Source organism: Microbacterium sp. NPDC056569 (assembly GCF_042793475.1).
Lineage (GTDB): Bacteria > Actinomycetota > Actinomycetes > Actinomycetales > Microbacteriaceae > Microbacterium.
Genome location: NZ_JBHTUV010000005.1, coordinates 166,577 through 180,046, shown reverse-complemented (window position 1 = coordinate 180,046; position 13,470 = coordinate 166,577). Strand labels below are relative to the sequence as shown.

The 13,470-nt window shown below is 71.9% G+C and carries 11 protein-coding genes; 2 read left to right on the top strand and 9 right to left on the bottom strand.

All coding sequences use genetic code 11. From position 1 onward, the window contains the following. Nucleotides 1-27 precede the first annotated feature (27 nt). The 5 genes from hrcA to ACFQ7C_RS08235 all read right to left on the bottom strand — a co-directional run bounded on the left by hrcA (nucleotide 28) and on the right by ACFQ7C_RS08235 (nucleotide 6,156). Nucleotides 28-1,068: a heat-inducible transcriptional repressor HrcA gene (gene hrcA, locus ACFQ7C_RS08255; RefSeq protein WP_378899026.1), complete on the bottom strand. Its 1,041-nt coding sequence runs from the start codon at nucleotides 1,066-1,068 to the stop codon at nucleotides 28-30. Between the two features lie 128 nt (nucleotides 1,069-1,196). Then, a complete protein-coding gene (hemW, locus tag ACFQ7C_RS08250; RefSeq protein ID WP_378899024.1) occupies nucleotides 1,197-2,414 on the bottom strand; it encodes a radical SAM family heme chaperone HemW in 1,218 nt (405 codons plus the stop codon). A 7-nt stretch (nucleotides 2,415-2,421) separates the two neighbouring features. Further along, nucleotides 2,422-3,072, bottom strand: a complete 651-nt coding sequence (locus tag ACFQ7C_RS08245) for a DUF1990 family protein (RefSeq protein ID WP_378899022.1) — start codon at nucleotides 3,070-3,072, stop codon at nucleotides 2,422-2,424. A gap of 27 nt (nucleotides 3,073-3,099) precedes the next feature. Beyond that, nucleotides 3,100-4,950 carry a translation elongation factor 4 gene (lepA, locus tag ACFQ7C_RS08240; protein WP_378899020.1) on the bottom strand — a complete coding sequence of 617 codons (1,851 nt, stop codon included), beginning with the start codon at nucleotides 4,948-4,950 and terminating at the stop codon, nucleotides 3,100-3,102. 63 nt (nucleotides 4,951-5,013) lie between these two features. Further along, nucleotides 5,014-6,156 carry a pyridoxal phosphate-dependent aminotransferase gene (locus ACFQ7C_RS08235; RefSeq protein ID WP_378899018.1) on the bottom strand — a complete coding sequence of 381 codons (1,143 nt, stop codon included), beginning with the start codon at nucleotides 6,154-6,156 and terminating at the stop codon, nucleotides 5,014-5,016. A gap of 41 nt (nucleotides 6,157-6,197) precedes the next feature. On the opposite strand from ACFQ7C_RS08235, the gene ACFQ7C_RS08230 reads away from it, so the two are divergent. Then, nucleotides 6,198-6,923 (top strand): alpha/beta fold hydrolase, encoded by a 726-nt coding sequence (locus tag ACFQ7C_RS08230; protein WP_378899016.1) that lies wholly within the window; start codon nucleotides 6,198-6,200, stop codon nucleotides 6,921-6,923. Here the strand turns inward: ACFQ7C_RS08230 and ACFQ7C_RS08225 are convergent. Next, nucleotides 6,912-8,162 (bottom strand): MFS transporter, encoded by a 1,251-nt coding sequence (locus ACFQ7C_RS08225; protein WP_378899014.1) that lies wholly within the window; start codon nucleotides 8,160-8,162, stop codon nucleotides 6,912-6,914. The two genes, ACFQ7C_RS08230 and ACFQ7C_RS08225, sit on opposite strands and share 12 nt — an antisense overlap. Then, nucleotides 8,159-9,517 (bottom strand): GH1 family beta-glucosidase, encoded by a 1,359-nt coding sequence (locus ACFQ7C_RS08220; protein ID WP_378899012.1) that lies wholly within the window; start codon nucleotides 9,515-9,517, stop codon nucleotides 8,159-8,161. The genes ACFQ7C_RS08225 and ACFQ7C_RS08220 overlap by 4 nt, the downstream gene beginning before the upstream one ends. 236 nt (nucleotides 9,518-9,753) lie before the next feature. Between ACFQ7C_RS08220 and rpsT the strand changes: the two genes are divergently transcribed. Then, nucleotides 9,754-10,014: a 30S ribosomal protein S20 gene (rpsT, locus tag ACFQ7C_RS08215; RefSeq protein ID WP_045302706.1), complete on the top strand. Its 261-nt coding sequence runs from the start codon at nucleotides 9,754-9,756 to the stop codon at nucleotides 10,012-10,014. Between the two features lie 86 nt (nucleotides 10,015-10,100). Here rpsT and holA read toward each other — a convergent pair whose 3' ends face one another. Together holA and ACFQ7C_RS08205 are read right to left on the bottom strand one after the other, a co-directional pair. Next, the gene (gene holA / locus ACFQ7C_RS08210; protein ID WP_378899011.1) at nucleotides 10,101-11,138 is read right to left on the bottom strand and encodes a DNA polymerase III subunit delta; all 1,038 of its coding nucleotides are present in this window, start codon (nucleotides 11,136-11,138) and stop codon (nucleotides 10,101-10,103) included. Between the two features lie 40 nt (nucleotides 11,139-11,178). Further along, entirely contained in the window at nucleotides 11,179-13,362 is a 2,184-nt protein-coding gene (locus tag ACFQ7C_RS08205; protein WP_378899010.1) for a ComEC/Rec2 family competence protein, read from the bottom strand. Between the last annotated feature and the right edge of the window lie 108 nt (nucleotides 13,363-13,470).

The window sequence follows — 13,470 nt, the reverse complement described above, 5'->3', positions numbered from 1 at the left end:
CCGCGGAATCGTGTGTGCGCGTCCGCGTCAGCGGGAGTTCTCGTCCTGCTCGAGCATGCGCGTGAGATAGCGCGCGACGGCGCGGACCGTCGCGAGGTTCGTGGGGTAGTCCATGCGCGTCGGGCCCAGCACGCCGACGCGAGCGAGGGAGCCCGTCGCGTCGTAGTCGCTGGCGACGACGGATGCCTCGGCCAGGCCGAACGCCTCGTTCTCCCGGCCGATGCTCGCCGAGAGGCCGTGCTCGTCGGCGACCATCTCGCCCATCAGCCGGAGCAGGGTCACCTGCTCCTCGATCGCCTCGAGGAGCGGGTAGATGCTGCCGCGGAAGTCGGACTCGCGGCGGGCGAGGTTGGCGCTGCCGGCCATGACGAGCTTGTCCTGGCGGAACTCCTCGAGCTCCTCGGCGACGGCGCGCACGATCTCGTCGGTCGCGCGCTCGTGCGCCGGGGCCTGCGCATCGGGACCCTCGAGGCGCTCGGCGATGCGCTGCAGTCCCTCGCGCACCGGCCGGCCGACGAGCAGGGTGCCGAGGCCGGCGCGGATGTGCGCGAGGTCGGCGTCGTCGAAGTCCTCGCCGACGAAGGTGAGGCGCTGCGACACCCGGCCGGTGTCGGTCACGAGGATCACGAGCATGCGTCCTCCGCCGAGCTGCACCAGCTCGACGTGGGTGATCGTCGCACGGGCGAAGGAGGGATACTGCACGATCGCGACCTGGCCGGTCAGCTGGGTGAGCGCCCGCACCGTGCGCACCAGGACGTCGTCGAGGTCGCCCGAGCCGTTGAGGAACGACGCGATCGCGGAGCGCTGCGCCGCAGAAAGGGGCCGCAGCTCGGCGAGGTGGTCGACGAAGACGCGGTAGCCCTTGTCGGTGGGCACCCGGCCGGAAGAGGTGTGCGGTGCGACGATGAGCTCCTCGTCTTCGAGCAGCGCCATGTCGTTGCGGATGGTCGCCGCGGACACGCCGAAGGCGTGACGCTCGACGATCGCCTTGCTGCCGACCGGCTCGCGCGTGTCGACGTAGTCCTGGACGATCGCCCGCAGCACCTGCAGGCCTCGTTCGCTGACCATCCCGCCTCCTCACGCCGGATCTGGCACTCGCATGACTGGAGTGCCAATTCTATCCGATGCCCCTCGAAGGATCGTCGAGCGACGCTGCGCGACGTCCGACCCGTCCTCCACGTGGATGACGTCCCGGGTCAGTCGGTGAGAGCACGGACCACGGCGTCGGCGAGGAGGCGGCCCCGGCGGGTGAGCACGACCCGCCCCCGCAGCGCCGCCGGACCCTCGATGAGACCGTCCGCGATGAGCGCGGCGACCGAGTGACGGCCCTCGCCGAGGAGCGCCTCGACAGGCAGCCCGTCGCGGATGCGGGTGCGCAGCAGCACGGTCTCGAGGGTGCGGGCCGCAGCATCCGGGATCTCGCGTCCTGCTGCCGGAGACTCCCCCGCCGCGAGCCGCTGGGCGTAGGCCGCGGGGTGCTTGACGTTCCAGAACCGCACGCCCGCGACGTGGCTGTGCGCACCGGGGCCGAACCCCCACCAGTCCGCCCCGACCCAGTAGGCGAGGTTGTGCCGCGAGCGGTGACCGTCGCCGCGCGCCCAGTTCGACACCTCGTACCAGTCGAAGCCCGCACGCTCGAGGAGGTCGTCGACCAGCTCGTACATGTCGGCCTGGAGGTCGTCGTCGGGGGCTGCGACCTCGCCCCGGCGGATCTGGCGCGCGAGCTTGGTGCCGTCCTCGATGATGAGCGCGTACGCCGAGACGTGGTCGGGCTCGAGCGCGACCGCCGCCTCCACCGAGGAACGCCAGTCGCCGAGCGACTCGCCCGGTGCGCCGTAGATGAGATCCACGCTGACGTCGAGCCCGGCGCCGCGCGCAGCCGCGACGGCGGTGCGCACGTTGTCGGGGTCGTGCGTGCGGTCGAGCGCGGCGAGGACGTGCGGAACGGCGGACTGCATGCCGACCGAGAGGCGCGTGACGCCGGATGCCGCGAGCTCGGCCGCGACTGCAGGGGTGACGGTGTCGGGGTTGGCCTCGACCGTGATCTCGGCGCCGTCGGCGATGCCGAACGTATCGCGGACGCCGGCGAGCATACGGGCGAGGTCGCCCGGCGGGAGGAGGGTCGGTGTCCCTCCGCCGAAGAACACCGTCGATGCGGGGCGGTTCCCGCCAGCGCGGTCGAGGGCCCGCGCGGCGAGCGCGATCTCGCGGAGGAGCGTGTCGGCGTACTCGTCCTGGCGGGCGCCGCGCAGCTCGGACGATGTGTACGTGTTGAAGTCGCAGTACCCGCAGCGCACGCGGCAGAAGGGCACGTGCAGGTACACGCTGAACTCGGTCGCCGGATCGATGCGGGTACCCGGCGGCAGCGATCCGTCCGAGGGAACGGGCTCGCCGAGCGGAAGAGCAGAGCCCATCAGCGGCTCACGCGGGGGTCGTGTACAGCGGCGAGATCGCGCGCAGGTACCGGGTGAACAGCTCGCGGCGGCGCCGTTTCGTGAGCGCCGGAAGCATCCGGTACAGGAGAGCGTGCGGCGCGTCGAACGCGCGGACCGTGAACCAGACCTCGTCGTTCTCGTACCAGTCGAGCATGAACGACTCCTCGCCGCTGACGACCGAGTCGCTCACGGTCCCGAGCGCGAAGCCCACCCGACGGGGCTCTTCGACGGCGAAGATGACGCGCAGCTCGGCGTCCGCGCGGAGGCCCCTGACGCGGCCATCGACGCGGATCGTCGTGCCTGGGCCGACGAACGGGGTGCCGTCGGCGTCGAAGCGCTGCTCGGCCTCGGAGCGACTGGGCTTGACGGGGTTGCCCTCGGCGTCGAAGCTCACGCCGGAGTACATCGGCCCGGAGGCGGGTCGCACGTCGGTGACCTCGAGTCCGGCGCCCCGCTGCGCCGTCCACGACATCAGCGCCTCGCCCGCGGCCCGGAAGCGGGCTTCACCGCTGCCGATCCGCCACGACTGCTCCGCCGGGATGCTGCGCTCCGGCGGGTACTGCATCAGATCCGGCGCTTGGGTCGCGCCGACAGCCGCATAGTCGACGGTGTCGTCACGGAAGGTTCCTCGACGCATGGATTCCAGCCTACTTCGCGAGTCGCATCACTTCTTGGCAGGACCCTCGACGTCCCCTGAGAGCGCGGCGATGAACGCCTCCTGGGGGACCTCGACGCGACCGACCATCTTCATGCGCTTCTTGCCCTCCTTCTGCTTCTCGAGGAGCTTGCGCTTGCGGGAGATGTCGCCGCCGTAGCACTTCGCGAGGACGTCCTTGCGCATCGCTCGGATGTTCTCGCGAGCGATGATCCGGGCGCCGATGGCGGCCTGGATCGGCACCTCGAACTGCTGGCGCGGGATGAGCTTGCGCAGGCGCTCGGTCATCATCGTGCCGTAGGCGTAGGCCTTCTCACGGTGCACGATCGAACTGAAGGCGTCGACCTTGTCTCCCTGCAGCAGGATGTCGACCTTGACGAGGTCGGCGGTCTGCGAGCCGGCGGGCTCGTAGTCCAGGCTCGCGTAGCCCTGGGTCTTGGACTTCAGCTGGTCGAAGAAGTCGAAGACGATCTCGCCGAGGGGCATGTGGTAGCGCAGCTCGACCCGGTCCTCGCTGAGGTAGTCCATTCCCAGGAGCGAGCCGCGGCGGGACTGGCACAGCTCCATGACGGTTCCGACATAGTCCTTGGGCAGCAGGATGCCGACCTTGACCACCGGCTCGGAGACCTCTGCGACGCGGCCGTCGGGGTACTCGCTCGGGTTGGTGACGACGACCGTCTCGCCGGTGTCGGTGGTGACCTCGTACGTCACCGAGGGCGCCGTCGTGATGAGGTCGAGGTCGAACTCGCGGGAGAGCCGCTCGGTGATGATCTCGAGGTGCAGCAGGCCCAGGAAGCCGCAGCGGAAGCCGAAGCCGAGCGCCACCGACGTCTCGGGCTCGTACTGGAGCGACGCGTCCGACAGCTTGAGCTTGTCGAGCGCCTCGCGGAGGTCGGCGTAGTCGCTGCCGTCGATCGGGTAGATGCCCGAGAAGACCATCGGCTTCGGGTCCGTGTAGCCGGCCAGCGCCTCGCCCGCGGGCTTGCGCTGATTCGTGATGGTGTCGCCGACCTTGGACTGGCGCACGTCCTTCACGCCGGTGATCAGGTAACCGACCTCTCCGACTCCGAGACCCTTCGTGGGCACGGGCTCCGGGCTCGACACGCCGATCTCGAGGAGATCGTGCGTCGCCTTCGTCGACATCATCTGGATGCGCTCGCGCGGCTCCAGCTTGCCGTCGACCATGCGGACGTACGTCACGACGCCGCGGTACGAGTCGTAGACAGAGTCGAAGATCATCGCCCGGGCCGGGGCATCCGCGTTCCCCTTCGGGGCGGGGATCTGCTCGACGATGCGGTCGAGGAGCGTCTCGACGCCCATGCCGGTCTTGCCGCTCACGCGCAGGACGTCGTCCGGTGAGCCGCCGATGAGCCCGGCGAGCTCCGCGGCGTACTTCTCGGGGTCGGCGGCGGGCAGATCGATCTTGTTGAGCACCGGGATGATGTGCAGGTCGTTCTCGAGCGCGAGGTAGAGGTTGGCGAGCGTCTGGGCCTCGATCCCCTGAGCCGCGTCGACGAGCAGGATCGCCCCCTCGCAGGCCGCCAGCGAGCGCGAGACCTCGTACGTGAAGTCGACGTGGCCGGGCGTGTCAATCATGTTCAGCGCGAAGGTCTGGTCGGCGGTGGCCCACGGCATGCGCACCGCCTGCGACTTGATCGTGATCCCGCGCTCGCGCTCGATGTCCATGCGGTCGAGGTACTGCGCGCGCATGTCGCGGTCGGAGACGACGCCGGTGATCTGCAGCATGCGGTCGGCCAGCGTCGACTTGCCGTGGTCGATGTGGGCGATGATGCAGAAGTTGCGGATCAGCTCGGGCGGCGTGGCAGAGGGCTCGAGGGGCTTCAGGGCGCGCGGTGACATGTCCAGACGATTGTACGGGTGCGCGCCCGGCGGCACCGCCCCGGGGGAAGACGGGCCTCGCGCTCAGGCGGGCGCGGGGATCCGCCCGAGGCCCTCGAGCAGCTCGGCGCGATCGCTCGCCACGCACACGCGGATCCATCCCTCGCCCGAGGCGCCGAACGCGCTGCCGGGGGCGACAGCCACTCCCTGCTCGTCGAGGAACCGCTCGCACCACGACACGACATCGCCGCCGGACACGTGCGAGACGTCGATCCAGAGGTAGAACGCGCCGGTCGGATCGAGGTAGCGCAAGCCCCGCGCGTCGAGGAGTGACGTCGCGGCGGCGAGGTTGTCGCGATAGTGCGCCGCGCTGTGCGCGACCGCCGTCTGGTCGCCGGTCAGCGCTTCGACGGCGGCGCGCTGCGAAGGCTCGTCGACGCAGCTCACCACCGACTCCTGCACTCGGAGCATCGTCGGGCGCCATCCCACGGGCGTGACGAGCCATCCGACGCGGGCCCCCGTCATCGCGTACGTCTTCGACATCGAGAACACCGACAGCACGCGGCCGTCGGCGTCGAGCGTCGCCGGGCTCACGTGGGGCTCACCCCACGTGAAACGCTCGTACACCTCGTCGCTGATGAGCCACAGGTCGTGACGGCGGGCGAGGGCGATGAGCGCCTCCAGCGTCTCCCGATCGAACGTCGAGCCCAGCGGGTTGGAGGGTGTGTTCACGATGAGCGCACGCGTTCGCGGGGTCACGAGCGACTCGAGCTCGCCGAGGTCGGGCTGGAACGCGCGCTCGGGACGCAGCGGGTACGGCACCGGCGTCGCCTGCAGGAGGTGGGCGTTCATCGTGAAGGTGGTGTAGCCGGGGTCCGGCACGAGCACCTCGTCGCCCTGGGACAGCGTGAGCGCCATCGCGAGGTGCAGCGCCTGGGTGGCGCCGACCGTCACCCACACCTGCTCGAGGTCGACCTCGAGCCCGTTCTCGCGCGCCAGCTTGTCTCGGATCGCCTCGCGCAGCGCGCGGATGCCGCCGTTCGGGGTGTACCGGATCGCGCCGTCCTGCCACGCCTGGGACGCGGCATCCCGGATCCGCTCCCCCGCGACCTCTCCCGGCTCGCCCACCGCAAGGATGATCGTGCCGGGGCGGCGCAGGGCGCGCTCGAGGATGTGGCGCACGCCGGAACCGGGCATGCGCGCGATGTGCGGGGCGATCTCGGGCATGCCGCCCATGCTAGGTGCGCGGTCGCGGCTAGCCTGGCGTCATGGTCGTCCAGGTCGTGCTCGTGCACGGCATCCGGACGTCCGCGACCATGTGGCGTGCCCAGGTCGAGTACCTGACGGCTCGCGGGAACCCCGTCACGGCCGTCGACCTGCCCGGTCACGGCTCGCGGATGGCAGAGGAGTTCACGCTCGAGGCGGCGTTCGAGACGATCGACTCCGCGGTGCGCGCGGCCGCCGGGCGCGGCCCGGTGCTGCTGTCGGGGCACTCGATGGGTGGCCTGCTGTGCATCGAGTACGTGGGGGCCGAGCAGCCGCCGCCCGTCGCGGGGTTCATCGCGGCATCCTGCACGGCGATCCCCCGCGGCGTGGGGCTCGCGACGTACCGCGTGCTCGCGCGCGGCTTCGATTCGCTGCCCGACCGCGGCATGTGGCTCACCGATCGCATGCTCGACCGCATCCTCCCCGACGAGACCCGCTCCGACTTCGGCGCCGGCGGCTACGCGCTGGATGCGCAGGACATCGCGCTGCGCAGTCTCTCGGTGCTCGATCTGCTGGCGGCCCTCCATCGCATCGACGTCCCGCTGTGGTTCGTCAACGGGCAGTGGGACCAGCTCCGCGTGAACGAGAGACTGTTCATGAGGGTCGCTCAGCACGCCGAGCTCATCGTGGTGCCGCGGACCACCCATCACGTGACGGTGATGCGGCCGCGCGTGTTCGATGCGGTGCTCGAGGTGGCGCTCGCGACGCTCGAGACCTCAGACGGCTGACGCGGCGCGCTCCCTGCTGCGGATCGCCAAGGTCATCAGTCCGCCCGCGATCGACAGGACGCCGCCGACGAGGAACAGCAGCCAGAAGCCGCCCACCAGGGCGACGAGGCCGGCGCCGAGGAGCGGGCCGATGAGCTGGCCGAGGCTCGCGGAGACGTTCACGAAGCCGAGGTCGCGGGCGTGATCCTCGGGATGCGGGAGAAGGTCCGTGCCGAGGGCGAGTCCGACCGACATGTACGCGCCGTAGCCGACACCCAGGAGCGCCGCGGCGGCCATCGCCGTCGTGAACGACGGCGCCACCACGAGGATGATGGACGCGAGTCCCTGCACGACGGCCGACCACACGACGAAGGGGATCCGCCGTCCGGTGCGGTCCGAGATCCACCCCGACGCGATCGAGGAGCCCACGACGAACAGCGTGTACACCACGATCAGGAGCAGCAGCTCGTCCTCGGCTGTCGCGGGGTCGCGGTGCAGACCGTAGAGCAGGAAGAAGAGCAGCAGGCCCGTTCCGAGTGCGTTGCCGACGTTGACCGTGAGGCGCCCGGCGAGCAGCCATGCGAAGTCACGATCGCGGAGGGCGGCGAGTCGCTCGCCGAGCGTGCGCACCTGGCGGGCCACGGCGACTTCGGCGCGCGCGGGCGGGTCCGGCAGGAGGAGCGCCGCCGCGGTACCGACGACAGCGAGCAGGCCGGCGAGCACGAGGTAGCCGACGACGACGCCGAGTTCGAGCAGCACGATGACGCCGACGCCCACGACGATGCCGAGTGCCTGCGAGGAGGAGACGGCGGCGGATGCTGCGCCCCGCTGCGTCGTCAGCTGGTCGGCGATGAGCGCGGTGAAGGCCGCGGATGCGACGGCGACCCCCACAGAGACGCCCACCCAGGCGAGTCCCACGCCCCACGGTCCGGACGCGAACGCGATCGCCGCGAGGGACGCGGTGCCGAGCCACACGCCGCCGAGTGCCCAGGGCCGGCGGCGCCCGAACCTCCCGCGCGTGCGGTCGGACAGGCCGCCGGCGACCGGAGCGGCGATCACGCCGGCGATGCCGCCGATCGCCAGCACCAGCCCTGACGACACCACCCCCGTCACCCACCCGTCGGCGTCGTCGGGGGTGTCGAGCTGAAGGGGGATGAGCAGCTGCAGTGGGGTGAGCTGCACCGTCCACAGTGCGAGCCACGCGAGCGTGAAGAGGGTGAACCAGCGCGCGCCGACCTTGGCGCCCTCCCGCCCGCTCACGCCCGCGCCTCCGCGATGAGGGCGCGGTACCAGTCGAAGGAGGCCTTCGGCGTGCGCGCGGCCGTGTCGAAGTCGACATGGACGAGTCCGAACCGCTGCGACCAGCCGTCGGCCCACTCGAAGTTGTCCAGCAGCGACCACACCGTGTACTCCCGCACATCGACGCCGGCGCGCGCTGCGGCGCCCACTGCGTCGACGTGGCCCGCGAGGTATGCGATGCGGTCGGCGTCGGCGACCGGACCGTCGACGTGATCCGGCTCGGGGAACGAAGCGCCGTTCTCGCCGATGACGAGCGGCGGCAGGCGGTCGCCGTACCGCTCCCGGAAGCCGAGCAGGAGGTCGGTCAGCGCCGCCGGCACGATCGGCCACTCCGGTCCGAACCCGGTGACCGCAGCGCCGGGCGTCGGCACGATCTCGAACGGGACGGGGCTGCCCTCGAGCGCCGCAGCGACGGTCGTCGGGTTGTAGAAGTTGATGCCGTAGAAGTCCCCTGGCGCCGAAATCATCTCGAGATCGCCCTCTTCGACGGGCATCGGCGGGATGCCGAACGCCTCGAGGTCGGGGTATGCGCCGGACAGCACCGGATCGGCGAACAGCCGGTTGTGCAGCAGGTCGTAGACGGCAGCCGCCTCGAGGTCGTCATCCGTCTCGCCCGCCGGCAGCACCAGCGTGTGGTTGTTGACGATGCCGACCTCCTCAGCACCCGCAGCACGCAGCGTGCGCAGGGCGAGACCGTGCGCCAGCAGCTGGTGGTGCACGGTCGGCAGCGAGCCGAACAGCAGCTGCCGGCCCGGCGCGAGCGTGCCGACGGCATAGCCCTGCAGCGAGGTCGAGACCGGCTCGTTGAGCGTGTACCAGTGACGGATGCGGTCGCCCAGCGCCCGCGCGACGTTCTCGGCGTAGTCGCCGAAACGCAGCGCCGTCTCACGGTCGAGCCATCCGCCGCGCTCCTCCAGGACGCTCGGCAGATCCCAGTGGTACAGCGTCGCGAAGGGCGTGATCCCCGCCTCGAGAAGGTCGTCGGCGAGCCGTCGGTAGTAGTCGAGCCCGGCCTGCAGCACGGGCCCACCGGGCACTGGTTGGATCCGCACCCACGAGATCGAGAAGCGGTAGCGGTCCACGCCGAGCGCCGACAGGAGCGCGACATCCTCGTGATGCCGGCGATAGCTGTCGGGACCCGGCTCCGCCGTCGCCCCGTCGCGCACAGCGCCCGCGGTGCCGACGAAGTCGTCCCAGATCGACCGGCCCCGTCCGTCCGCGGTGCGCGAGCCCTCCACCTGGAACGCGGCGGTCGCCGCCGACCACCGGAACCCCGGCGGGAACGGCGAGAGATCGACGGACGGATGCTGCGGCACGGCGGACTCCTTCGTCACTGAGCGCGTCCGGGTGAGCGCGCTCCCACGCGTAGATCATGCATCATCGAAGGGCTCCGCCGCGCGAGCCCTGTGAGTGTCAAGGGCCCACCGGATCACCTGATAGAATCCTTGTTTGGCTTGCGTGTGGGTTCGCCCTCACGACCGCCGCGAAGCGCCCCTCTCTCGCTGACCGGCACATCAATCCGATTCACCTTCGAACGAAAGAACGTCGACACGTGGCGAACATCAAGTCGCAGATCAAGCGCAACAAGACCAACGAGAAGGCGCGCGAGCGCAACAAGGCCGTCAAGAGCGAGCTGAAGACGCACGTGCGTCGCACCCGCGAGGCGATCGCGGCCGGCGACAAGGCCGCGGCCGAGAAGGCGCTGGGCACGGCGACCAAGAAGCTCGACAAGGCCGTCAGCAAGGGCGTCATCCACAAGAACCAGGCGGCGAACCGCAAGTCGGCCATCGCCAAGCAGGTCGCCGCGCTCTGAGGCTTCCACGAGCTTCGCGGCCGTGAGGTCGCGTGAAGGCCCGTCCCGTGAGGGGCGGGCCTTTCGCATCTCCGCGGACCGCCGCGTCAGGCGCCGTACGGTGCGCGCGTCGCGATCACGGTGATCATGCGCTCGAGGGCGAACACGGCGTCGCGCGAACCGCCCTTGACCTCGGCATCCGCCCGTGCCGTCGCCTGGATGGCGCGACCGAGGCTCTCCTCGTTCCACCCGACCAGGTCGCGGCGGGCCCGATCGACCTGCCAGTCCTTCATCCCCAGGCGCGAGGCGAGGGCGGCCGCCGGCTCGCGATTGCCGGCGACCCTCGCCATCGTGCGCAGCTTCAGGGCGACGGCGGCGACCAGGGGCACCGGATCGGCGCCCGACGCCAGGGCGTGGCGCAGCGCGATCAGCGCCTCGCCGTAGCGGCCCGCGATCGCCGTGTCGGCGACGGTGAACGCCGACGTCTCGACCCGGCCGCCGTAGTAGCGCTCGACGACCTGGTCGGTGATGTCACCGGGAACATCGGCGATGAGCTGCTGGCACGCCGCCGCGAGCTCGGTGAGATCGTCCGCGAACGCGGAGACGAGCGCGCGCAGCGCCGTGGGCGCGATGCGCTTCTTCGCGGCCTGGAACTCGCCGGCGGCGAAGTCGAAGCGGTCGGAGTCGCGCTTGACGGCGGGGCACGCGATCTCGACGCCGGACCCCTGGCCGGCGCGGATCGCGTCGAGCAGCTTCTTGCCGCGCACGCTGGCGCCGGTGTGGCGGAGGACGACCGTCGCGCCGTCCTGCGGGGCGGCGAGGTACGCCACGGCCTCCGCGAGGAACGTGTCGGAGCACTTCTCGACGCCGCTCACGCGGACCAGCCGCGGTTCGCCGAACAGCGACGGTGAGGTCACACCCAGCAGCGTGCCGGCGGCGTAGTCGTCGGCGCGGACGTCGGACACCTCGAGCGTCGGATCCTCCGCGCGGAGGTAGTCGCGCACTCCCGCGATCGCGCGCTCGGCGCAGACCTCCTCGGGTCCGGAGACGAGGACGATCGGCGCCGGCTGCGGAGCCCGCCACGACAGCTGGGGAATGGCGCTGCGCGCGGCCTTCGCGGGTGCTCGGCGTGCGGGGGAAGCCATTCCCCCAGCCTACCGAGGGCCGCCGACGGCGGCCGCTCGCTCACCCGCCGCGGTCACGCCAGATCGCGATCGCACCGGCTCCCGATGCCCGGAGAGCGATCGCCCCGTCGAGGTCGGTCCGCGCGATCCGGGCGCCCACACCGTCGACGATCGCGAGCGCCTCGTCGCGCGGATGACCGTAGTCGTTGCCGACTCCGACGGTGACGAGCGCGACCGAGGGCCGGGCGGCGACGTAGAGGTCCGGATCCTGGTCGGCGCTCCCGTGGTGGGCGACCTTGACGATCGCGTACGGCGGTGCGAGCGCGCCGGAGGCCGTCAGCAGCCGCTGCGGCGAGGCGGAGAGATCGCCCAGCAGCAGCGTCGGGGGGATGCCGCCGCCCCGCACATCGAGGACCACGCTCGCGTCGTTGCCGGTGGGGAACGCGCGGCTGCCCGCTTTCGGCCAGAGCACGCGCCACCGCGCGTCGCCGAGTGCACCGGCGAGCCCCGCCGATGCCTCCGTCGCCCGTGCGCCCAGGGATGTCAGGGTGGCGACCGCTGCGCGTCCGTCGGCGTCCACCGGTCCGTGGAGCACCATGCCGACGCGGCCTCGCACCGCGTCGAGTCCGCCGACATGGTCGAGGTCGAAGTGCGTGAGAACGAGGAGGTCGATGCGCTCGATGCCGGCGCGCGAGAGGCACGCCGCGAGCGGCTCGGGGTCGGGACCGGTGTCGACGAGGGCCACAGCCGGCCCCGAGCGCAGCAGGACGGCGTCGCCCTGACCGACATCGCACGCGAGCACCGACCAGTCGGCGGGCAGGGTCCAGCGACCCGCGATCGAGGTCAGAGCGGCCGCGCCGAGCCCGGCGCCGGCGAGGACGGCGACGACCGCGACGGAACCCCCGCGGACGATCCGGCGCGCCCGCTGGCCGCCACGATCGAGCGCGATGGCGAGGCCGACGGCGAGCCCCACGGCCGCGAGGGCGACGGCGCCCGGCCAGCCTTGGATCCACGGCAGCGCATCGGCCGGCAGTGCCGCGATGGTCGTGGCGGTCGCGGCGATCCACGATGCGGGCACCCAGGCGATGACTGCGAGCCCGGACTGCAGCCATGGAAGGGGTGCGCTCAGGCACGCGGCGAGTCCCAGCACCGTCGCGGCGGGCGCAGCGGGACCGGCGAGGAGGTTCGCCAGCACGCCGTAGACCGGAACCGTGGGCTCGATGAGGATGAGGAGGGGCCCGCACGCGAGCTGTGCGGCGAGCGGGACCGCGAGGGCGAGCGCCAGCGGGCGTGGGACGGCGCGAGCGAGCCCTGCGGCGAGCGGACGTGCCCAGAGCAGGAGGGAGCCCGTCGCGACGACCGACAGCGCGAAGCCCAGGGACGCCGCGAGCCAGGGATCGAGCACGAGGAGCAGTGCGACCGCGACCGACAGCACGGCCATGCCGGCACCGGCCCGGCCGAGCAGGACGGCGAGCATCGCGATGGCGGCCATGGCGGCGGCGCGCACGACGCTCGGCTCGGGCGTGACCAGCAGCACGAACCCGACGAGCGCGGTCAGCCCGCACGCGGCGCGGAGTCCGCGCGATGCGCCCGCGGCCGCGGCCAGTGCGAACGCGATGCCGACGACCAGTGCGCAGTTGGCGCCGGAGACCGCGGTGAGGTGCGAGAGCGACGCCGCCTTCATCGCCGCATCGAGTGTCGGCGACACGATCGAGGTGTCGCCGACAGCGAGCCCTGGCACGAGCCCCGCGCCCTCTCCCGCCAGGCCGTCCACGGCGTCGACGAGTCCGCGGCGCAGGCCGGCAGTGGCGGCTGCGGGGCCCTGCGGCGCTCGGAGCACCTCGACCCCGCGCGAGGCCCACACGACGAGGACCGCGCGCTGCCCCGGCCGGCCGGGCGTCGCGGTGCCCTGGGCGTCGACGATCGCGCCGACGTCGAGCCGCCGTGGGTGGCCGACGTCGGCGGGATCGACCCGCACCGTGATCTCGACGTCGGCCCCGCGGCTGTCGTCTCCGGTCGACACACGCGTGGCGCGCGCGTCGAACTCGAGCGAGCCGTCGCCGCGCCGCTCCACCTTGCCGACGACGTGGGCCCGGATGCCGACCGCGCGGCCGCCGTCCAGCGCGAGATCGGCGACCGCGGTGCGTGCCGGCTGCGCCATCGCGACATGGGATGCGGCGGCGGCCGAGGCGGCGCACGCGAGCCCGACGATCACGAGCGCGCGGCGCACGCAGTGCCGCGGCATCCGGAGTCTTCCGCGTGGTCGCGCCGTCGGAGAGGCGTCCCGGCGGAGCGCCAGGAGCAGGACGATCGCAGCGGGGACCATCACCCAGAGTGTGAGGGCGATCCACGG